At 70.2% G+C, this 19,602-nt stretch carries 19 protein-coding genes; 14 read left to right on the forward strand and 5 right to left on the reverse strand.

The window, feature by feature from the left end:
* Positions 1 to 173: 173 nt before the first annotated feature.
* From OHA58_RS12935 to OHA58_RS12950, 4 genes are all read left to right on the forward strand, one after another.
* Complete coding sequence (locus tag OHA58_RS12935; RefSeq protein ID WP_405478837.1) at positions 174 to 1,781, forward strand: acyl-CoA carboxylase subunit beta; 1,608 nt, start codon at positions 174 to 176, stop codon at positions 1,779 to 1,781.
* 47 nt (positions 1,782 to 1,828) lie between these two features.
* Complete coding sequence (locus OHA58_RS12940) at positions 1,829 to 2,038, forward strand: acyl-CoA carboxylase epsilon subunit (protein WP_116510641.1); 210 nt, start codon at positions 1,829 to 1,831, stop codon at positions 2,036 to 2,038.
* Between the two features lie 71 nt (positions 2,039 to 2,109).
* A complete protein-coding gene (gene mmpB, locus OHA58_RS12945) occupies positions 2,110 to 2,238 on the forward strand; it encodes a morphogenic membrane protein MmpB (protein ID WP_264484688.1) in 129 nt (42 codons plus the stop codon).
* 91 nt (positions 2,239 to 2,329) lie between these two features.
* Entirely contained in the window at positions 2,330 to 2,965 is a 636-nt protein-coding gene (locus OHA58_RS12950) for a Maf family protein (RefSeq protein WP_405478838.1), read from the forward strand.
* A gap of 25 nt (positions 2,966 to 2,990) precedes the next feature.
* Here OHA58_RS12950 and OHA58_RS12955 read toward each other — a convergent pair whose 3' ends face one another.
* Positions 2,991 to 3,464: a hypothetical protein gene (locus tag OHA58_RS12955; protein WP_405478839.1), complete on the reverse strand. Its 474-nt coding sequence runs from the start codon at positions 3,462 to 3,464 to the stop codon at positions 2,991 to 2,993.
* A 356-nt stretch (positions 3,465 to 3,820) separates the two neighbouring features.
* Between OHA58_RS12955 and OHA58_RS12960 the strand changes: the two genes are divergently transcribed.
* Positions 3,821 to 5,575 carry an acetyl/propionyl/methylcrotonyl-CoA carboxylase subunit alpha gene (locus tag OHA58_RS12960; RefSeq protein WP_405478840.1) on the forward strand — a complete coding sequence of 585 codons (1,755 nt, stop codon included), beginning with the start codon at positions 3,821 to 3,823 and terminating at the stop codon, positions 5,573 to 5,575.
* A gap of 146 nt (positions 5,576 to 5,721) precedes the next feature.
* The gene (locus tag OHA58_RS12965) at positions 5,722 to 6,327 is read left to right on the forward strand and encodes a TetR/AcrR family transcriptional regulator (RefSeq protein ID WP_405478841.1); all 606 of its coding nucleotides are present in this window, start codon (positions 5,722 to 5,724) and stop codon (positions 6,325 to 6,327) included.
* A 73-nt stretch (positions 6,328 to 6,400) separates the two neighbouring features.
* Here OHA58_RS12965 and OHA58_RS12970 read toward each other — a convergent pair whose 3' ends face one another.
* Both OHA58_RS12970 and OHA58_RS12975 read right to left on the reverse strand, forming a co-directional pair.
* Positions 6,401 to 7,366, reverse strand: a complete 966-nt coding sequence (locus OHA58_RS12970) for a DeoR/GlpR family DNA-binding transcription regulator (RefSeq protein WP_116510650.1) — start codon at positions 7,364 to 7,366, stop codon at positions 6,401 to 6,403.
* Between the two features lie 182 nt (positions 7,367 to 7,548).
* The gene (locus OHA58_RS12975) at positions 7,549 to 8,997 is read right to left on the reverse strand and encodes an NAD(P)H-quinone dehydrogenase (RefSeq protein ID WP_100594701.1); all 1,449 of its coding nucleotides are present in this window, start codon (positions 8,995 to 8,997) and stop codon (positions 7,549 to 7,551) included.
* Positions 8,998 to 9,113: 116 nt separating this feature from the next.
* Here OHA58_RS12975 and OHA58_RS12980 point away from each other — a divergent pair, with 116 nt between their 5' ends.
* The 3 genes from OHA58_RS12980 to OHA58_RS12990 all read left to right on the forward strand — a co-directional run bounded on the left by OHA58_RS12980 (position 9,114) and on the right by OHA58_RS12990 (position 12,163).
* On the forward strand, positions 9,114 to 9,551 hold the full coding sequence (locus OHA58_RS12980) for a gamma-glutamylcyclotransferase (RefSeq protein ID WP_116510652.1): 438 nt from the start codon (positions 9,114 to 9,116) through the stop codon (positions 9,549 to 9,551).
* 92 nt (positions 9,552 to 9,643) lie between these two features.
* A complete protein-coding gene (locus OHA58_RS12985) occupies positions 9,644 to 10,480 on the forward strand; it encodes a purine-nucleoside phosphorylase (protein WP_116510654.1) in 837 nt (278 codons plus the stop codon).
* A 39-nt stretch (positions 10,481 to 10,519) separates the two neighbouring features.
* The gene (locus OHA58_RS12990; RefSeq protein ID WP_405484939.1) at positions 10,520 to 12,163 is read left to right on the forward strand and encodes a phospho-sugar mutase; all 1,644 of its coding nucleotides are present in this window, start codon (positions 10,520 to 10,522) and stop codon (positions 12,161 to 12,163) included.
* Between the two features lie 49 nt (positions 12,164 to 12,212).
* On the opposite strand, the gene OHA58_RS12995 is transcribed toward OHA58_RS12990, so the two are convergent.
* On the reverse strand, positions 12,213 to 12,836 hold the full coding sequence (locus OHA58_RS12995) for a PH domain-containing protein (protein WP_405478842.1): 624 nt from the start codon (positions 12,834 to 12,836) through the stop codon (positions 12,213 to 12,215).
* 293 nt (positions 12,837 to 13,129) lie between these two features.
* Here OHA58_RS12995 and deoC point away from each other — a divergent pair, with 293 nt between their 5' ends.
* From deoC to OHA58_RS13010, 3 genes are read left to right on the forward strand one after another with little or no spacing between them, the layout of a single operon-like run.
* On the forward strand, positions 13,130 to 14,080 hold the full coding sequence (deoC, locus tag OHA58_RS13000) for a deoxyribose-phosphate aldolase (protein ID WP_116513451.1): 951 nt from the start codon (positions 13,130 to 13,132) through the stop codon (positions 14,078 to 14,080).
* 3 nt (positions 14,081 to 14,083) lie between these two features.
* Positions 14,084 to 15,535, forward strand: coding sequence for an aldehyde dehydrogenase family protein (locus OHA58_RS13005; protein ID WP_405478843.1), 1,452 nt, complete (start codon positions 14,084 to 14,086; stop codon positions 15,533 to 15,535).
* Complete coding sequence (locus OHA58_RS13010; protein ID WP_405478844.1) at positions 15,536 to 16,432, forward strand: aldehyde dehydrogenase family protein; 897 nt, start codon at positions 15,536 to 15,538, stop codon at positions 16,430 to 16,432.
* 135 nt (positions 16,433 to 16,567) lie between these two features.
* Here the strand turns inward: OHA58_RS13010 and OHA58_RS13015 are convergent, their stop codons facing one another.
* The gene (locus OHA58_RS13015; RefSeq protein ID WP_405478845.1) at positions 16,568 to 17,314 is read right to left on the reverse strand and encodes a TetR/AcrR family transcriptional regulator; all 747 of its coding nucleotides are present in this window, start codon (positions 17,312 to 17,314) and stop codon (positions 16,568 to 16,570) included.
* 121 nt (positions 17,315 to 17,435) lie between these two features.
* Here OHA58_RS13015 and OHA58_RS13020 point away from each other — a divergent pair, with 121 nt between their 5' ends.
* Both OHA58_RS13020 and OHA58_RS13025 read left to right on the forward strand, forming a co-directional pair.
* Entirely contained in the window at positions 17,436 to 18,035 is a 600-nt protein-coding gene (locus OHA58_RS13020) for an NADPH-dependent FMN reductase (protein ID WP_405478846.1), read from the forward strand.
* A gap of 33 nt (positions 18,036 to 18,068) precedes the next feature.
* On the forward strand, positions 18,069 to 19,601 hold the full coding sequence (locus OHA58_RS13025; protein WP_405478847.1) for an MDR family MFS transporter: 1,533 nt from the start codon (positions 18,069 to 18,071) through the stop codon (positions 19,599 to 19,601).
* Position 19,602: the final 1 nt, after the last annotated feature.

The raw sequence follows: 19,602 nt of genomic DNA on the forward strand, positions 1-19,602 counted from the left end.
TCCACGCCACTACGCTACGAGCCAGTAGCAACGGGGCCAGGCCTCAACCAGCCCCGAACCCCGCCGCACCGCACCGCCACACCGCATCGCCGCATCGCCGCACCGCACCGCCGCGCCCCATCGCCCCGCCCCGTCCTCACGTCCCCATTGAGCAGCCAGGGAGCCGCATCCCGATGTCCGTTCCGGAAGAGCCCAACGTGTCCAGCGCCATCGACATCCACACGACCGCGGGAAAGCTCGCGGACCTGCAGCGCCGGATCGACGAGGCCACGCACGCCGGCTCCGCACGCGCGGTGGAGAAGCAGCACGCGAAGGGCAAACTGACGGCGCGTGAGCGCATCGAACTGCTCCTGGACGAAGGCTCGTTCGTAGAACTCGACGAATTCGCCCGCCACCGCTCCACCGCGTTCGGCCTGGACGAGAACAAGCCCTACGGCGACGGAGTGGTCACCGGCTACGGCACCGTCGAAGGACGCCCGGTAGCCGTCTTCTCCCAGGACTTCACCGTCTTCGGCGGAGCCCTCGGCGAGGTCTACGGCCAGAAAATCATCAAGGTGATGGACTTCGCCCTCAAAACGGGCTGCCCCGTCATCGGCATCAACGACTCCGGCGGCGCCCGCATCCAGGAAGGCGTCATGGCGCTCGGCATGTACGGCGAGATCTTCCGCCGCAACACCCACGCCTCCGGCGTCATCCCCCAGATCAGCCTCGTGGTCGGCCCCTGCGCGGGCGGCGCGGTCTACTCCCCCGCCATCACCGACTTCACGATCATGGTCGACCAGACCTCCCACATGTTCATCACCGGCCCCGACGTCATCAAGACCGTCACCGGCGAGGACGTCGGCTTCGAAGCACTCGGCGGCGCCCGCACCCACAACACCAACTCCGGCGTCGCGCACCACATGGCCGGCGACGAAAAAGACGCCATCGAATACGTCAAAACCCTCCTGTCCTACCTCCCCTCGAACAACCTGTCCGAGCCCCCGGACTTCCCCGAGGAAGCGGACCTGGCCCGCACCCCGCAGGACGACGAACTCGACACCCTCGTCCCCGACAGCGCGAACCAGCCCTACGACATGCACACCGTGATCGAGCACGTCCTGGACGACGCGGAATTCTTCGAGACGCAGTCGCTGTTCGCGCCGAACATCCTCACCGGCTTCGGCCGCGTCGAGGGCCGCCCGGTCGGCATCGTCGCCAACCAGCCCATGCAGTTCGCCGGCTGCCTCGACATCGACGCCTCCGAGAAAGCCGCCCGCTTCGTGCGGACCTGCGACGCGTTCAACGTCCCCGTCCTCACCTTCGTCGACGTCCCCGGCTTCCTGCCGGGCGTGGACCAGGAACACACCGGCATCATCCGCCGCGGCGCCAAACTCATCTACGCCTACGCAGAAGCGACCGTCCCCCTGATCACGGTCATCACCCGCAAGGCCTTCGGCGGCGCCTACGACGTGATGGGCTCCAAACACCTGGGCGCCGACCTCAACCTGGCCTGGCCCACCTCACAGATCGCAGTCATGGGCGCCCAGGGAGCGGTCAACATCCTGCACCGCCGCACCATCGCCGCCGCCCCCGCAACCGAGCAGGAAGCCACCCGCACCCGCCTCATCCAGGAGTACGAGGACACCCTCCTCAACCCCTACACCGCAGCCGAACGCGGCTACATCGACGCCGTGATCATGCCCTCCGACACCCGCGCCCACATCGTCCGAGGCCTGCGCCAGCTCCGCACCAAACGCGAAAACCTCCCGCCCAAGAAGCACGGCAACATCCCGCTCTAGCCACAGGACCGAGCCGCCGAGAACGAGCCGCCGAAAGGACCCGACCAATGATGATCAAGGTCGTACGGGGCAACCCCACCCCCGAGGAGCTGGCCGCCGCACTGGCGGTGGTCCAGGCCCGCGCCGCGGCGGTGGCCACCACCCCGCCCGGCGCGGCAGGCACCCGCGACGCATGGGCCGACCCGGCAAGGGTGGCGCAGGCGCGCCGCCCGTCCCCGGGCCCCACGAGCTGGGCGCGCACGTACTGGCCGGCCTAGTCCCTACGTGGGGGTGCGCCTGAGTACGCGTACTCAGGCGCACCGCGTACCGGGGCAGCAGTATCGAATCCATGCTGTGGTCAGACCCCGAGAACGAGCCCCCCGAGGAGCTGCGCGAAACCCAGGCGATGCTCCGCCGAGCGGGCTTCGTGCTCGCGGTGGCGATGGTGATAGCGATGCTGGTTCTGGGAATCGTCTGAACCGATCCCCACACCGCACCCTCCACGCCGAGCCCTCCACCCGTCACCCGACGAGGCACCCCCAGCGGCCCACATGTGGAACCCTGACCGCATGAGTGATCCCCACGTGAGCACCCCCGTGAGCACCCCGCGCCGCCGCCTCGTCCTCGCTTCCCGGTCCCCGGCCAGGCTGGCCCTGTTGCGCCAGGCGGGCCTGGCCCCCGAGGTGCTGGTCAGCGGGGTCGACGAGGACGCCGTGTCCGCCCCCACCCCGGCCGAACTGGCCCTGGCGCTGGCGGAGGCGAAGGCGTCCGTGGTCGCGGCGAAGCCGGAGGTGCACGGCGCGCTGGTGATCGGCTGCGACTCGGTCCTGGACATCGACGGCCAGGCGCTCGGCAAGCCGGCGGACGCCGAGGAGGCCACGGCGCGCTGGAAGTCGATGCGGGGCCGCGCGGGCACCCTGCAGACGGGCCACTGCGTGTACGACACGGCGGTGAACCGCTACGCGTCGGCGACGGCCTCGACGGTGGTCCGGTTCGGCGAGCCGAGCGACGCGGAGATCGCCGCGTACGTGGCGTCGGGCGAGCCGCTCCACGTGGCGGGCGCGTTCACGCTGGACGGCCGCTCGGCACCGTTCATCGACGGCATCGACGGCGACCACGGGAACGTGATCGGCCTGTCGATGCCGCTGCTGCGCCGCCTGCTGGCCCAATTGGGCGTAAACATCACGGACTTGTGGGCGGACTGAACGCAGCTCGCCTCACCCCGGCCGATCAGACGGGCTGAGGCGCCCCGCCCCCTTCGGCCGGTCCCGCAGGGGCGTCACCCGCACCCGCTCCCGCTCCGTCCGTCTGCTCCTTCCGGTCGTAGGCGACCAGCGTGAGCACGATGAGCCCGAGCACGACCATCATGAAGACGAACGCGAGCCAGCCGACCAGGCCGATGCTGAACGCCCCGAGCAGCCCGTGCACAACGGCCGCGCTGATCAGCAGAATGCGGCCGAAGCCGGCCGGCCCGCGGTCGCGCACGGCTACACGTGCGAGGACGATCGCGCACAGCGCGAGATAGAGCCCGAAGAGCGCGCCGGCTATCCAGGCGGAGACGGACATGGCGCGGGGGTCGAGCCCGGCCAGGGACATGTCCTGGCGGTCGACGACCAGCCCCAGGAACCAGTTGAGCAGGGCGATACCGATCGCCTCCGCGAAGAGCACGATCGCGGCCACCCACGTCACCGGTCTGCGTGCCACCGGAACCCCACCCACTTTCGACTGCTGTTACCCCTAGTACGTTCGAGACAACGCGAACGCTACTAACGGGTAAACCCCGGGACAAGGGGTCTGCCCAGGGCAAAGAATCGTTGGGCCATTCGTAGGGACTCCACAAAGAATCACGGAGTGCCGCAGCACCGTCTCACAGAGACCTAGCCCACATTGGCGGGCTAGGGTTCGAAGAGGGAAGGCTGCGTACCCGGGCGCAACAAGGGGATTCACCACTTGAGCGCGCCTCGAATAGCGCTCCGTGTGGGCAAGCTCACTCATGGGGACGGGTCGTAAGCCCGTGTCGGCAGTCCCTAAACTCGGCTTGTTTCAAGGAGGGAGCCATCGTGCGCAAGGTGCTCATCGCCAACCGTGGCGAAATCGCTGTCCGCGTGGCGCGGGCGTGCCGGGATGCCGGTATCGCGAGCGTTGCCGTATATGCGGAACCGGACCGGGACGCTTCGCATGTCCGGGCGGCGGACGAGGCGTTCGCGTTGGGCGGTGACACCCCGGCCACCAGCTATCTCGACATGGCGAAGGTGCTGCAGGCCGCCAAGGACTCGGGCGCGGACGCCATCCACCCCGGCTACGGATTCCTGTCGGAGAACGCCGAGTTCGCCCAGGCCGTCCTGGACGCCGGCCTGATCTGGATCGGCCCGCCCCCGCAGGCCATCCGCGACCTGGGCGACAAGGTCGCCGCCCGCCACATCGCCCAGCGCGCCGGCGCCCCGCTGGTCGCCGGCACCCCGGACCCCGTATCCGGGTCCGACGAGGTCGTCGCGTTCGCCCGCGAACACGGCCTGCCCATCGCCATCAAGGCCGCCTTCGGCGGCGGCGGCCGCGGCCTCAAGGTCGCCCGCACCCTCGAAGAGGTCCCCGAGCTCTACGACTCCGCCGTACGCGAAGCCGTCGCAGCGTTCGGCCGCGGCGAATGCTTCGTCGAGCGCTACCTCGACAAGCCCCGCCACGTGGAGACCCAGTGCCTGGCCGACACCCACGGCAACGTGGTCGTCGTCTCCACCCGCGACTGCTCCCTGCAGCGCCGCCACCAAAAACTCGTCGAAGAGGCCCCCGCCCCCTTCCTGAGCGACGCGCAGAACGAGCAGCTCTACACCGCCTCCAAGGCCATCCTCAAGGAAGCCGGCTACGTCGGCGCCGGCACCGTCGAGTTCCTCGTCGGCGCGGACGGCACCATCTCCTTCCTCGAGGTCAACACCCGCCTCCAGGTCGAACACCCCGTCACCGAAGAGGTCGCCGGCATCGACCTCGTGCGCGAGATGTTCCGCATCGCCGACGGCGAAGCACTCGGCTACGACGACCCCGCCCTGCGCGGCCACTCCTTCGAGTTCCGCATCAACGGCGAAGACCCCGGCCGCGGCTTCCTCCCCGCCCCCGGCACCGTCACCCGCTTCGCACCCCCCACCGGCCCCGGCGTGCGCCTCGACGCCGGCGTCGAGACCGGCAGCGTCATCGGCCCCGCCTGGGACTCCCTGCTCGCCAAACTGATCGTCACCGGCGCCACCCGCGAACAGGCCCTGCAGCGCGCCGCCCGCGCCCTGGCCGAGTTCGAGGTCGAGGGCATGGCCACCGCCATCCCCTTCCACCGCGCCGTCGTCACCGACCCGGCCTTCACCAGCGACCCGTTCACCATCCACACCCGCTGGATCGAGACCGAGTTCGTCAACGAGATCAAGCCCTTCGCCGCCACTCCCGACACCGACACCGACGAGGAAGCCGGCCGCGAGACCGTCGTCGTCGAGGTCGGCGGCAAACGCCTCGAGGTGTCCCTGCCGGTCTCCCTGGGCATGTCGCTGGCCCGCACCGGACTCGCCGCCGGCGCCAAGCCCAAGCGACGCGCCGCGAAGAAGTCCGGGCCGGCCGCCTCCGGCGACACCCTCGCCTCCCCGATGCAGGGCACCATCGTCAAGGTCGCCGTCGAGGAAGGCCAGGAAGTCAAGGAAGGCGACCTCGTCGTCGTCCTCGAAGCCATGAAGATGGAACAGCCCCTCAACGCCCACCGCACCGGCATCATCAAGGGCCTCAACGCCGAAATCGGCTCCTCCATCACCTCCGGCGCCACCATCTGCGAGATCAAGGACTGACCACCTGATCTGCTCTCAGAGCGCCTGACACGAACGCCCGGCGGACCACGACACGGTCCACCGGGCGTTCGCGTTGTTTCGGTCCGTGGTCCGGCTGTCGCGCGATCAGGCATCCTGGAGAGCGCGCGCACGACCAGGGAGGACCGATGACGACCGGCACGGACCAGACGGACCGGCCCCGCCCGGCCCCTTCCGTACGCCCCATGCGGGCCGACGCACGCCGGAACTACGAGCGGCTGCTCGCGGAGGCGCGTACGGCGTTCGCGGAGCACGGCACGGGCGCGTCCCTGGAGGACGTGGCGCGGCGCGCGGGCGTCGGCATCGGGACGCTCTACCGGCACTTCCCGAACCGGCACGCGCTGATGAGCGCGGTCTTCGAGGACGCGGTGAGCGATCTCCTTGCGCGCTCGCGGGCGCTGCTCGCGGACCCGCAGCCATGCTCGGCGCTGGTGGCATGGCTGCGCGACATCATCACTCATGCGGGTGAGTACCGCGGGCTCTCACGTGCCCTCATGTCGGCGTCGCACGACGCCAGTTCGGCCCTTTCGCGGTGCAGTACGCCGATGCGCGAGGCGGGCCAGGCCCTGCTGTCCAGGGCGCAGCGGGCGGGTGCCGTGCGCGCGGACGTGTCGATCGGCGATCTGCTTCAGCTGACCAACGCGATCGCGCTGGCCGCGGAGGAGACCCCGGACGACCCGGAGCTGGCGGATCGTTTGCTCCGGCTGACGCTGCGCGGCATCACCGCGGGCTAGCGACCGTCCGACGGCAACCCGCAGCCGTACGGAGAAAGCTCCACACCGGGCTCGGCCCCGCTCGGAGTGCTGCTCAGCGCCGCCGGAGGTCGGCCACCCTTGCCGCGCGCTCAGGGGGTGCCTGGTCGAGGGCGGAAGCGCTGCGCAGCTGGGGGCCGCCCGGTAGCTGGGTGCGGCGCTGGCCCGGCAGAGGTACGTCCCGGCGCGTCTGCCGCGTCGGGACGGGATCTCCCCCCGCCGGCCCGGTTCCGGTCGCCGAGGCTCCGGCGATCGCGATCTGCACCCCCTGGTCGGCGAGTGCCTGGAGTTCGGTGACGGCGCGGTCGTCGTGGGCGGGCGGTTCGTCCGTCACGAGGCGCGTGATCACATCGGTCGGCACCGTCTGGAACATCGTGTCGGTGCCGAGTTTGGAGTGGTCGGCGAGGACGACGACCTCAGCGGCGGCCTGCACCAGCGCGCGGTCGACGGAGGCCGACAGCATGTTGGACGTGGAGAGGCCGCGTTCGGCGGTCAGACCACTGCCGGAGAGGAAGGCGCGGGAGACTCTGAGTCCCTGGAGGGACTGCTCGGCCCCGCTGCCCACGAGTGCGTAGTTGGAACCGCGCAGAGTGCCGCCCGTCATGACGACCTCGACCCTGTTGGCATGGGCCAACGCCTGTGCCACCAGAAGGGAGTTGGTGACGACGGTCAGCCCGGGCACCCGCGCGAGCCGGCGTGCCAGCTCCTGCGTGGTCGTACCCGCCCCCACCACAATGGCTTCGCCTTCTTCGACGAGGCCCGCGGCGAGGTCGGCGATGGCCGTCTTCTCTGCGGTCGCGAGATGTGATTTCTGCGGAAAGCCGGACTCCCGCGTGAATCCGCCCGGCAATACCGCACCGCCATGCCGGCGGTCGAGGAGTCCTTCTGCCTCCAGTGCGCGCACGTCCCGCCGTACGGTCACTTCGGAGGTCTGGACGACGCGGGCGAGCTCCCGGAGCGATACCGCTCCATTGGCCCGCACCATTTCGAGGATCAATTGACGACGTTCTGCAGCGAACACGAAACTGACAGTAACCCCAACGACCGTCTGCTTTCAGCAGTTTGCGCCGAATAACAGAAGTTGTTCGCAAGGAACGACAGGAAGTGGTATAGACGCCTGTCTCCCGCTCCTATGTCCGCCGCATGGCCGGCAACAGGCTGTGACCTGCGGGAAGTTGATCGTGTCCGTCGAACTCGCGGCCGTCAGGCTTCGTCGGCCGTCTTCCGCGTGTGCAGCTGACGCGCCACCTCGGCGATCGAGCCCGAAAGTGACGGGTACACGGTGAACGCCTTCGCGATCTGCTCGACGGTCAGGTTGTTGTCGACCGCGATCGAGATGGGATGGATCAGTTCGCTCGCGCGCGGGGCGACGACCACGCCGCCCACCACGATGCCCGTGCCGGGCCGGCAGAAGATCTTGACGAAGCCGTCGCGGATGCCCTGCATCTTGGCGCGCGGGTTGCGCAGCAGCGGCAGCTTCACCCCGCGGGCATCGATCTTCCCGGCGTCGACGTCGGCCTGCGTGTAGCCGACCGTGGCGATCTCGGGGTCGGTGAAGACGTTCGAGGAGACCGTCTTGAGGTTCAGCGGCGCCACCGCGTCGCCGAGGAAGTGGTAGACGGCGATGCGGCCCTGCATGGCGGCCACGGAGGCGAGCGCGAAGACGCCGGTCACGTCACCGGCGGCGTACACGCCGGGAGCGGTGGTCCTGGAGACCTTGTCGGTCCAGATGTGCCCGGAGTCCTTGAGCTTGACCCCGGCCTCCTCGAGGCCCATCCCGCTGCTGTTCGGGATGGCGCCGACGGCCATCAGGCAGTGGGTGCCGGAGATGACGCGGCCGTCGGAGAGGGTGACCTCGACACGGTCGCCGACGCGCTTGGCGGACTGGGCGCGCGAGCGCGCCATGACGTTCATGCCGCGGCGGCGGAAGACGTCCTCGAGGACAGCGGCGGCGTCCGGGTCCTCACCGGGCAGGACGCGGTCGCGGCTGGACACGAGCGTGACGCGGGAGCCGAGGGCCTGGTAGGCGCCGGCGAACTCGGCGCCGGTGACACCGGAACCGACCACGATGAGCTCTTCGGGGAGCTCGTCGAGGTCGTAGACCTGGGTCCAGTTGAGGATGCGCTCGCCGTCGGGCTGGGCGTCGGGCACCTCGCGCGGGTGACCGCCGGTGGCGATCAGGACGGCGTCGGCGGTGAGGGTCTCCTCGGTGCCGTCGGCGGTGCGCACGACGACCTTGCGGGAGCCGTCGGCGGCCTGCTGGCCCTCCAGACGGCCGCGGCCGCGCATCACGCGGGCGCCGGCCCGGGTGACGGACGCGGTGATGTCGTGGGACTGGGCGAGCGCGAGGCGCTTCACACGCCGGTTGACCTTGCCGAGATCCACACCGACGACCCGCGCGGGGCTGTCGATGTGCGGGGTGTCATCGGCGACGATGATCCCCAGCTCCTCGTACGACGAGTCGAAGGTGGTCATCACCTCGGCCGTCGCGATCAGGGTCTTGGACGGGACGCAGTCGGTGAGCACCGACGCCCCGCCCAGGCCGTCGCAGTCGACGACGGTCACCTCCGCGCCGAGCTGGGCAGCCACGAGGGCCGCCTCATATCCGCCAGGTCCGCCACCGATGATCACGATCCGAGTCACGTACTCCATTGTCCCGCACGCTTCAAGTGCTTTCGCCCCGGGGGCCTCCGTCCGTGCGCGTCCCACGTCGGAGGGGCTCCTGTTACAGGAGAGACCTCGGCCACACCTGCCGTACCCTCGACCACATGTCGCTCTACGCCGCATACGCCGGCAATCTCGACGCGCGGCTGATGACGCGCCGCGCACCGCACTCGCCGATGCGCGCGACGGGCTGGCTCAGCGGCTGGCGGCTGACGTTCGGGGGCGAGCACATGGGCTGGGAAGGCGCGCTCGCGACCCTCGTCGAGGCGCCCCGCTCGCAGGTCTTCGTCGCGCTGTACGACATCGCGCCGATGGACGAGGACTCCATGGACCGCTGGGAGGGCGTGGGGCTCGACATCTACCGGCGCATGCGCGTGCGCGTGGACACGCTGGAGGGCGAGGAACCCGCCTGGGTGTACGTGCTCAACGGGTACGAGGGCGGGTTCCCCTCCGCCCGCTATCTCGGCGAGCTGGCGGACGCGGCGGAATCGGCCGGAGCCCCGCACGACTACGTGATGGAACTGCGCAAGCGCCCCTGCTGAGCAGGCTTCGTCGGAAACGACAACACAACGATCCCATTCCCGTGAGGTCTGTCATCTACGCGCGTAGGACCGAACCGGCTACCCTCGATCGCGTGAACGCATCTGTTACTCCGGACAACATCCAGGGCGCCGCCGGATTCGATCCCCGAGTCGCCGCCGACGCCGCCGCCACGCGCCTGCGCGAGCTCACCGGCGCCGACACCCACGACGTCGCCCTCGTGATGGGCTCCGGCTGGGCACCGGCCGTGGACGCCCTCGGCACCCCCGAGGCCGAGTTCCCCGTCACCGAACTGCCCGGTTTCCCGCCGCCGGCCGTCGAGGGCCACGGCGGAAAGATCCGCTCGTACAAGATCGGTGACAAGCGCACCCTCGTCTTCCTCGGCCGCACGCACTACTACGAGGGCCGCGGTGTCGCGTCCGTCGCGCACGGCGTCCGTACCGCCGTTGCCGCGGGCTGCAAGACCATCGTCCTGACCAACGGCTGCGGCGGTCTGCGCGAGGGCATGCGCCCCGGTCAGCCGGTCCTGATCAGCGACCACCTGAACCTGACGGCGACGTCGCCGATCGTCGGCGCGAACTTCGTCGACCTCACCGACCTGTACTCCCCGCGCCTGCGCGCCCTGTGCAAGGAGATCGACCCCTCCCTCGAGGAGGGCGTCTACGCGCAGTTCCCCGGCCCGCACTACGAGACCCCGGCCGAGATCCGCATGGCCCGCACGATCGGCGCGGACCTCGTCGGCATGTCGACGGTCCTCGAGGCCATCGCGGCCCGCGAGGCGGGCGCCGAGGTGCTCGGCATCTCCCTCGTCACGAACCTGGCGGCGGGCATGACGGGCGAGCCCCTCAACCACGAAGAGGTGCTCCAGGCCGGCCGCGACTCCGCCACCCGCATGGGCGAGCTCCTGGGCAAGGTCCTGGGCCGCATCTGATCCCGTAGAGACACGCGAGAGGCTGGACGAACCGTGACCTTGCAGGACACCGAACTGCTCGCCAGGGCCGAGGCCTGGCTGGCCGAGGACCCCGACCCGGAGACCCGCGAGGAGCTAGCGAAGCTCATCGAGAGCGCCGACACCCAGGCGCTCGCCGAGCGCTTCGCCGGCACGCTCCAGTTCGGCACCGCGGGTCTGCGCGGCGAGCTCGGCGCGGGCCCCATGCGGATGAACCGCTCCGTGGTCATCCGCGCGGCGGCGGGCCTCGCCGCGTATCTCAGGAGCAAGGGCGAGGCGGGCGGGCTCGTCGTCGTCGGGTACGACGCGCGCCACAAGTCGGCGGACTTCGCGCGGGACACGGCGGCCGTCATGACGGGCGCCGGCCTGCGCGCCGCGGTGCTGCCGCGCCCGCTGCCCACCCCGGTCCTCGCCTTCGCCATACGGCACCTGGGCGCGGTCGCGGGCGTGGAGGTCACGGCCAGCCACAACCCGCCCCGCGACAACGGCTACAAGGTCTACCTCGGCGACGGCTCCCAGATCGTGCCGCCCGCGGACGCCGAGATCGCAGCCGAGATCGAGGCGATCCGCACCCTCCACGACGTACCCCGCCCGGACTCCGGCTGGGAAACGCTCGACGAGGACGTCCTGGAGGCCTACCTGGCCCGCACGGACGCGGTCCTGGCCCCGGACTCCCCCCGCACGGCGCGCACGGTCTACACGGCGATGCACGGCGTCGGCAAGGACACCCTTCTCGCCGCGTTCGCACGGGCGGGCTTCCCCGAGCCCGTCCTCGTGACCGAGCAGGCGGACCCGGACCCGGACTTCCCGACGGTGGCGTTCCCGAACCCGGAAGAACCGGGCGCGATGGACCTGTCCTTCGCAGCAGCCCGGACCGCGAACCCCGATCTGATCATCGCGAACGACCCGGACGCGGACCGCTGCGCAGTAGCCGTAAAAGAGAACGAAAACTGGCGAATGCTGCGAGGCGACGAGGTGGGCGCGCTGCTGGCGGCCCACCTGGTGGCACGAGGAGCAAGCGGAGTATTCGCAGAGTCGATCGTGTCGTCCTCCCTCCTGGGCCGGATCGCCGAAAAAGCCGGCCTCCCCTACGAAGAGACCCTGACGGGCTTCAAGTGGATCGCCCGGGTGGACGGCCTGCGCTACGGCTACGAGGAGGCGCTCGGCTACTGCGTGGACCCCGAGGGCGTACGGGACAAGGACGGCATCACGGCGGCGCTGCTGGTCACCGAACTGGCGTCGACGCTCAAGGAACAGGGCCGCACCCTGCTGGACGCGCTGGACGACCTGGCGGTGGCCCACGGCCTGCACGCGACGGACCAGCTGTCGGTACGGGTGGAGGACCTCGCGATCATCACCAAGGCGATGGCCACACTCCGCGAAACACCGCCGACCGAACTGGCAGGCCTCCGGGTGGCGCAGGCGGAGGACCTCACCCGAGGCACGGCCACGCTCCCGCCGACGGACGGCCTGCGCTACACGCTGGACGGCGAGTACCGAGCCCGGGTCATCGTCCGCCCGAGCGGCACGGAGCCCAAGCTCAAGTGCTACTTGGAGGCAGTGATCCCAGTAGAAGCACACTCGGACCTCGCCTCGGCCCGAGCTGAGGGCACACGGGTACTGAACGCGATCAAGCGGGACCTGTCGACGGCGGCAGGCATCTAGAACAAAAGGCCGGGGTCGAAACCGACCCCGGCCTTCCCCGTCCCTGAGCTCAACCGATCACAAGCAGAACGGCCATCAGAACCGCCCCCACAACGACGGGCGCAACAATCTCGTAGGCCCAGCGGATCGAAGGCTCGCCCTGCGCGGACGGCTTGTCGGCGCGGTCCCGGGCCAGCTCGCGAATCTCGTCCAACGACTGATCGCCGGCGGCCTTGCGCGGCACGAAATCGGCGGCCCCGCTCAGGCTCCTGTCCTTGCGCCCACCCGTGCGCCGATTGGCCTTCTTACGGGCGCGCATGGAGACGGGGATGGCCCAGAGCTGGTACTTGTCCCCGCCCTCGGTAAAGACCTCGCTGGAGTAGCTGGCGCGCAGATCGGCGACGGACGCCCAGGGCAGGGTGATCACACGGAACGGATTACGGACGCGCAGCCGGTCCTCATTCGCGTACACCGCGGGCCGGATCGTGAACGCGACGACGAGCGGCACGACGAGAAGCAGCCCCGCGACGGCCAGCCAGGCGGTGCGGGCGTCGCCGTTGACCAGGGCGTCGAAACCGAGCCAGGCCCCCATCACGAGCAGCAGGACGCCACCTGCGATACCGGCGGGAGAACGGTAGGCCCGCTCCGCCGCCACGGGTGCCGTGACGGAGGGCTGGGAGTCCGGGGTCTTCATACACCGATGATGCCTGAAGCCGGGAAGAACGTTGATTACGGCCTGAGAACAACCACAGAGGCCGGGAGCCCCACCGGCGATCAGCCGCGTACGAGACGGGAGGGGACGCGGGGGTATGTGCGCGCGCAGCCACCAGCACCACGTACAGGCAATTAACTGGCCAACGTGCACCCGTAGAACAGCGAGCACGTACATGCCCGCGCGGCCCCGCCACCCGAAGCCGCACAGAGACCCACCACTCACCCCTCCCCCTGTACAGCAGCTACGCGCGTAGATATGCTCCCCTCGTGACCATGCCCACTGCACCCGCACCCGCATTCGCCGACGCGGTCGCCTCGGACCGTTCACTGCGTCGCTTCCTTCACGGGCTGCCCGGGGTCGACACGGTCGGCCTGGAGGCTCGCGCCGCGTCCCTCGGCACGCGGTCGATCAAGACGACGGCCAAGGCGTACGCCATCGACCTGGCGATCTCGATGATCGACCTGACGACCCTCGAAGGCGCCGACACCGCCGGCAAGGTCCGCGCGCTCGGCGCGAAGGCCGTGCACCCGGACCCCACCGACCGTACGACTCCGCGCACAGCCGCCGTCTGCGTCTATCCGGACATGGTGGCGACGGCCAAGGAGGCCGTGGCCGGGAGCGACGTGAAGGTCGCCTCCGTGGCCACCGCCTTCCCGGCGGGCCGCGCCGCCCTGGAGGTGAAGCTCGGGGACGTCCGCGAGGCGGTCGCCGCCGGAGCCGACGAGATCGACATGGTCATCGACCGCGGAGCGTTCCTCGCGGGCCACTACCTGAAGGTGTACGAGGAGATCGTCGCCGTGAAGGAGGCCTCGGGCGCCGCGCGCCTCAAGGTCATCTTCGAGACGGGCGAGCTGTCGACGTACGACAACATCCGGCGTGCGAGCTGGCTGGGCATGATGGCCGGGGCGGACTTCATCAAGACGTCGACCGGCAAGGTCGGGGTGAACGCCACCCCGGCGAACACCCTGCTCATGCTGGAGGCGGTGCGTGACTTCCGCGCCCAGACGGGCGTACAGGTAGGCGTGAAGCCCGCCGGAGGCATCCGTACGACCAAGGACGCGATCAAGTTCCTCGTGCTGGTCAACGAGACCGCCGGAAGCGACTGGCTGGACAACCACTGGTTCCGCTTCGGCGCTTCGAGCCTGCTCAACGACCTGCTGATGCAGCGCCAGAAGCTGAGCACCGGCCGCTACTCCGGCCCCGACTACGTCACGGTGGACTGACCCATGACTTTTGAGTACGCACCCGCACCGGAGTCCCGCTCCGTCGTCGACATCGCTCCCAGCTACGGCCTGTTCATCGACGGCGAGTTCGCCGAGGCGGCCGACGGCAAGGTCTTCAAGACGGTCAGCCCGTCCACGGAGGAGGTCCTCTCCGAGATCGCCCAGGCGGGCGAGGCGGACGTGGACCGCGCGGTGAAGGCAGCCCGCAAGGCGTTCGAGAAGTGGTCGGCGCTGCCGGGCGCGGAGCGGGCGAAGTACCTGTTCCGGATCGCGCGGATCATCCAGGAGCGCAGCCGCGAGCTCGCGGTCCTGGAGACGCTGGACAACGGCAAGCCGATCAAGGAGACGCGCGACGCGGACCTCCCGCTGGTGGCGGCGCACTTCTTCTACTACGCGGGCTGGGCGGACAAGCTCGGTCACGCGGGCTTCGGCCCGAACCCGGCGCCGCTGGGCGTCGCGGGCCAGGTCATCCCGTGGAACTTCCCGCTGCTGATGCTGGCGTGGAAGATCGCCCCGGCGCTGGCGACGGGCAACACGGTCGTCCTGAAGCCGGCCGAGACGACCCCTCTCTCGGCACTGTTCTTCGCGGACATCTGCCGCCAGGCGGGCCTGCCCAAGGGTGTGGTGAACATCCTCCCGGGCTACGGGGACGCGGGCGCGGCGCTCACGGCGCACCCCGACGTGAACAAGGTGGCCTTCACCGGCTCCACCGCGGTGGGCAAGGCGATCGCCCGCCAGGTGGCGGGCACGGACAAGAAGGTCACGCTCGAACTGGGCGGCAAGGGCGCGAACATCGTCTTCGACGACGCGCCCGTCGACCAGGCGGTCGAGGGCATCGTCACGGGCATCTTCTTCAACCAGGGCCAGGTCTGCTGCGCGGGCTCGCGCCTCCTCGTCCAGGAGTCGGTGGCCGACGAGGTGCTGGACGCGCTGAAGCGCCGCCTCACCACCCTCCGTCTGGGCGACCCGCTGGACAAGAACACCGACATCGGCGCGATCAACTCCGCGGAGCAGCTCGCGAGGATCAAGGCGCTCGCGGACACGGGCGAGGCCGAGGGCGCGCAGCGCTGGTCGGCGCCGTGCGAGCTCCCGGACAGCGGCTACTGGTTCGCGCCGACGCTCTTCACGAACGTCACGCAGGCGCACACGATCGCGCGGGACGAGATCTTCGGCCCGGTGCTGTCCGTCCTCACGTTCCGCACTCCGGAGGAGGCGGTGGCGAAGGCGAACAACACGCAGTACGGGCTCTCGGCCGGCATCTGGACGGAGAAGGGCTCGCGCATCCTTTCGGTCGCGAACAAGCTCCGGGCGGGCGTCGTCTGGGCCAACACGTTCAACAAGTTCGACCCGACCTCGCCGTTCGGCGGCTACAAGGAGTCGGGTCACGGCCGCGAGGGCGGCCGCCACGGCCTGGAGGCATACCTCGCCCCGTCGAGCCCGGAGGGCACGCGATAAATGAGCACGGTTGAGCGACTCACAGTCCTGAAGACCTACAAGCTGTACGTGGGCGGGAAGTTCCCGCGTTCCGAGAGCGGCCGGGTGTACGAGGTGTCGGACTCGAAGGGCAAGTGGCTGGCGAACGCCCCGCTGTCGTCCCGCAAGGACGCGCGTGACGCGGTAGTGGCGGCGCGCAAGGCGTTCGGCGGCTGGGCGGGCGCGACGGCGTACAACCGCGGGCAGGTGCTCTACCGCGTGGCGGAGATGCTGGAGGGCCGCCGCGACCAGTTCGTGCGGGAGGTGGCGGACGCCGAGGGCCTGTCGAAGTCCAAGGCGGCGGCGGTCGTGGACGCGGCGATCGACAGGTGGGTCTGGTACGCGGGCTGGACAGACAAGATCAGCCAGGTCGTGGGCGGGGCGAACCCGGTCGCGGGCCCGTTCTTCAACCTGTCCACGCCCGAGCCGACCGGAGTGGTGGCCGTGCTGGCGCCGCAGAAGTCGTCGTTCCTGGGCCTGGTCTCGGTGATCGCCCCGGTGATCGCGACGGGCAACACGGCCGTGGTGATCGCGAGCGAGACGTCCCCGCTGCCGGCGCTGTCGCTGGGCGAGGTGCTCGCCACGTCCGACGTGCCGGGCGGTGTCGTGAACGTCCTGTCCGGCAGGACGGCGGAGATCGCCGCGCCGCTGGCCGCGCACCAGGACGTGAACGCGATCGACCTGACGGGCGCGGACGCCGACCTGGCCCGTGACCTGGAGATCGCGGCGGCGGACAACCTGAAGCGCGTACGCCGTCCCCAGGCTGTGGACACGGACTGGACGACGGACCCGGGCACGGACCGGCTCACGTCGTTCCTGGAAACGAAGACGGTGTGGCACCCGACGGGTTCACTCGGCGCATCGGGCTCTTCGTACTAGGTCCCAGCCCGAAGCCGGACCCGACCCGAAATCCGAAACCCCGGCCCTCCTCCGTCCAGGAGGGCCGGGGTTTCGTCACGTCGTCGGCACTTCGTCATGTCGCCGTGCACTTCGTCATGTCGTCGGCAACACGATTCAGACCCCGAGCCGCGCAGCGATCCCGTCGAGGATGCAGTCGAGGCCGAGGTCGAACTCCCAAGTGGGGTCGTCCTTGTGGGCCGCGCCCAGGCCGTAGCGCCGATAGTTCGGGTAACGGCCCGTGCTCATCAGGTAGTTCATCTGCGGGGCGAGCGCCTGCCGGGTCTCGGCGCCGCTGGACCAGCCGTGCCGCTCCTTGTACTCGCGCAGGGCGAGCTCGGACTGGGTCGCGCCATGGACGTAGGAGCTGACGGTCCGGAACGCGGCCATCATCGAGTCGGCGTCGAGACCCGTCGTCGCGAGTTCCTCCAACTGCCGCTCGGCCACGGCCATGCGGGCGGGCGTGAGGGAGATGAGCGGCGCGGGCACCTGCCCCATCCAGGGGTGACGCAGCATCAGTTTCCGTGTCTGCACGGCGAAGGAGCGCAGCACCTCACGCCAGCCGGTCACCTCCGAGGGGACGGAGAGTTCGGCCGAGACGCGGTCGATCATGAGCGCCCAGAGGTCGTCCTTGCCGGACACGTGCCGGTACGCGGCCATGGGCGCGACGCCGAGCTGTGCGGCGAGGCGGCGCATGGTGACGGCCGCGGCGCCCTCGGTGTCGGCGATCTCGACCGCGGCGGCGGCGATCCGCTCCAGGGTCAGGGTGGCGCGGGCGGGCGCGGGCCGTTCGAGCCGCTCCCACAGCGAGGGCTCCACCAGCCCGTCCTCGCCGTCCTTCGGCACCTTCTTCTGCGCGGCCACGGTGCGCCCCTCTCCCTCGGTCTCGTGTACAGCGTATCCCCAGTAGACGCCGTACACATTAGCTGTGTACGTTGTACTCACATAGATACGCCGTACACATCCGGCCCCCAGGGAGTTCCCCATGCCCACGCCCGCACCCGCCCCGCTCCACATCGCCGTCCTGATCGGCAGCACCCGGGAGGGCCGCTTCGCGCCGGTCGTCACCAAGTGGCTGGCCGGCCGGCTCGACGAGCGCGGTGACATGACCGCCGACGTGGTCGACCTCGCCGAGACGCCGCTGCCCACCGTGTTCCCGGCCTTCGGCCAGGAGCTGCCGCAGGACAGCACGGAGCTGCTCGCCGCCGTCTCGCCGCGCCTGGCCGCGGCCGACGCGTTCGTCTTCGTCACGCCGGAGTACAACCACAGCTTCCCGGCCTCCCTGAAGAACGCCGTCGACTGGCACAACGAGCAGTGGCACGCGAAGCCGATCGCGTTCGTCTCGTACGGCGGCCTGTCGGGCGGTCTGCGCGCGGTGGAGCAACTGCGCGTCGTGATGGCCGAGTTGAACGCCACGACCATCCGGAAGACGGTCAGCTTCCACAACGCGTGGGCCGAGTTCGACGCCTCGGGCGAGCACGCGGACCCGGCGGTCGAGGCCGCGGCGAAGGCGATGCTCGACCAGCTGGCCTGGTGGGCGCACGCCCTGCGGGACGCCAAGTCGGTGCGTCCGTACGCGGCTTGAGACACCTACATCCGGACGAAACCAGGGGGAGCCATGAACCAACGCGCGAACACAGAAGCACCGACGAGCGTCGCCCAAGAACCGGCGGAGCCCACCCCGCCCTCCCGCCTCGTGATCCTCGGCCTGCTGCTCGGCATCGTGCTCGCCACGCTCGACGGCACCATCATCGGCACCGCCCTGCCGACGATCGTCGGCGACCTGGGCGGCCTCGACCACCTCTCGTGGGTCCTCACGGCCTACCTGCTGACCACCGCGGTCTCGACGCCGATCTGGGGGAAGTTCGGGGACCTGTACGGCCGCAAGGGCAGCTACCTCGCCTCGATCACCGTCTTCCTGGCCGGTTCGGTCCTGTGCGGACTCGCCCAGGACATGGGCCAGTTGATCGCGTTCAGGGCGGTCCAGGGGATCGGCGCGGGCGGCCTCTTCGTAGGCGCCCTGTCCCTCATCGGCACACTCCTGACCCCGGCGGAGGCCGGCCGCGCCCAGTCCGTGATCGGCGTACTGATGCCCGCGGCCCTGATCGGCGGCCCGCTGCTCGGCGGCTTCCTCACCGACCGGCTCGACTGGCGCTGGGCGTTCTACGTCAACGTGCCGGTCGGCGCCGTGGCGCTCGCGATCGTCGGACTCGGCGTGCACGTGCACGCCCCGCGCGTCAAGGCGCGGATCGATGCCGCGGGAGCGGCCCTGCTGACCGCGGCGATCCTGACCCTGACCCTTCTCGCGAGCTGGGGCGGTACGACGTACAGCTGGACGTCACCGCAGATCATCGGCCTCGCGCTGGTCTCGACGGGCGCACTCGCCGCGTTCGTACGCGTGGAGCGGCGGGCCACCGAACCGGTGATCCCGCCCCGTCTCTTCGCCGACCGCAACTTCACGCTCGCGCAGGTCCTGAGCTTCGTGACCGGCGCGGCGATGATGGCGACAGCCGGCTATCTGCCGCAGTACATGCAGTTCGTGCAGGACATGTCGTCGACGGCGAGCGGGCTGCTGCTGCTCCCGCTGATGCTGGGCATGATGGGCGCGCAGCTCGCGATCGGGCGTCGGGTCGGCAACGGGGGCCGCTACCGCGTGTATCCGATCGTGGGCGGCGCACTGGCCACGGCGGGCGCCCTGGCGCTGCTCACGCTCGGTGTCGGCACGGCGGCGTGGGTGGCCTCGGGTGTGACGTTCGTCCTCGGCGTCGGCGTCGGCTGCCTGATGCAGCCGTCGATGCTGATCACCATGAACAGCGCCGAACCCCGCGACATGGGCGCCGCGAGCGGCACCACGACCCTGCTGCGCACGGTCGGCGGCTCACTGGGCGTCGCGGTGCTCGGCTCCGTCTACGCGAGCCGCATGTCCGCCGAGCTCGCCGACCGCCTCGGCTCCGACGGAGCGCACCTCACCGGCGGCTCCGTCACCCCCGCCCTCCTGCGGGACCTCCCGCCCTCCGCGCAGGACGCCTTCCGCACGGCGGTGACCGGCGGCCTGCACGGCGTGGCACTGGGCACGGCGGCCCTGTGCGCGGTCACGTTCGCCGCGGCCTGGCTGATCCGAGAGGTCCCGCTGCGAACGAAGGCGTCCTAGG

Origin of the sequence: Streptomyces sp. NBC_00009, assembly GCF_045040855.1 — a bacterium.
In the GTDB taxonomy this organism is placed as follows: Bacteria; Actinomycetota; Actinomycetes; order Streptomycetales; family Streptomycetaceae; genus Streptomyces; species Streptomyces aureus.

What these genes read in the sequence shown, in the direction of transcription:
- OHA58_RS12995 (WP_405478842.1), bottom strand. Translation starts at nt 12,836, where the DNA reads ATGAAGACCCCGGACTCCCAGCCCTCCGTCACGGCACCCGTGGCGGCG.
- OHA58_RS13005 (WP_405478843.1), top strand. Translation starts at nt 14,084, where the DNA reads ATGACTTTTGAGTACGCACCCGCACCGGAGTCCCGCTCCGTCGTCGAC.
- OHA58_RS13020 (WP_405478846.1), top strand. Translation starts at nt 17,436, where the DNA reads ATGCCCACGCCCGCACCCGCCCCGCTCCACATCGCCGTCCTGATCGGC.
- OHA58_RS12940 (WP_116510641.1), top strand. Translation starts at nt 1,829, where the DNA reads ATGATGATCAAGGTCGTACGGGGCAACCCCACCCCCGAGGAGCTGGCC.
- deoC (WP_116513451.1), top strand. Translation starts at nt 13,130, where the DNA reads ATGCCCACTGCACCCGCACCCGCATTCGCCGACGCGGTCGCCTCGGAC.
- OHA58_RS12980 (WP_116510652.1), top strand. Translation starts at nt 9,114, where the DNA reads ATGTCGCTCTACGCCGCATACGCCGGCAATCTCGACGCGCGGCTGATG.
- OHA58_RS12935 (WP_405478837.1), top strand. Translation starts at nt 174, where the DNA reads ATGTCCGTTCCGGAAGAGCCCAACGTGTCCAGCGCCATCGACATCCAC.
- OHA58_RS13025 (WP_405478847.1), top strand. Translation starts at nt 18,069, where the DNA reads ATGAACCAACGCGCGAACACAGAAGCACCGACGAGCGTCGCCCAAGAA.
- OHA58_RS12965 (WP_405478841.1), top strand. Translation starts at nt 5,722, where the DNA reads ATGACGACCGGCACGGACCAGACGGACCGGCCCCGCCCGGCCCCTTCC.
- OHA58_RS12950 (WP_405478838.1), top strand. Translation starts at nt 2,330, where the DNA reads ATGAGTGATCCCCACGTGAGCACCCCCGTGAGCACCCCGCGCCGCCGC.
- OHA58_RS13010 (WP_405478844.1), top strand. Translation starts at nt 15,536, where the DNA reads ATGAGCACGGTTGAGCGACTCACAGTCCTGAAGACCTACAAGCTGTAC.
- OHA58_RS12975 (WP_100594701.1), bottom strand. Translation starts at nt 8,997, where the DNA reads ATGGAGTACGTGACTCGGATCGTGATCATCGGTGGCGGACCTGGCGGA.
- mmpB (WP_264484688.1), top strand. Translation starts at nt 2,110, where the DNA reads ATGCTGTGGTCAGACCCCGAGAACGAGCCCCCCGAGGAGCTGCGCGAA.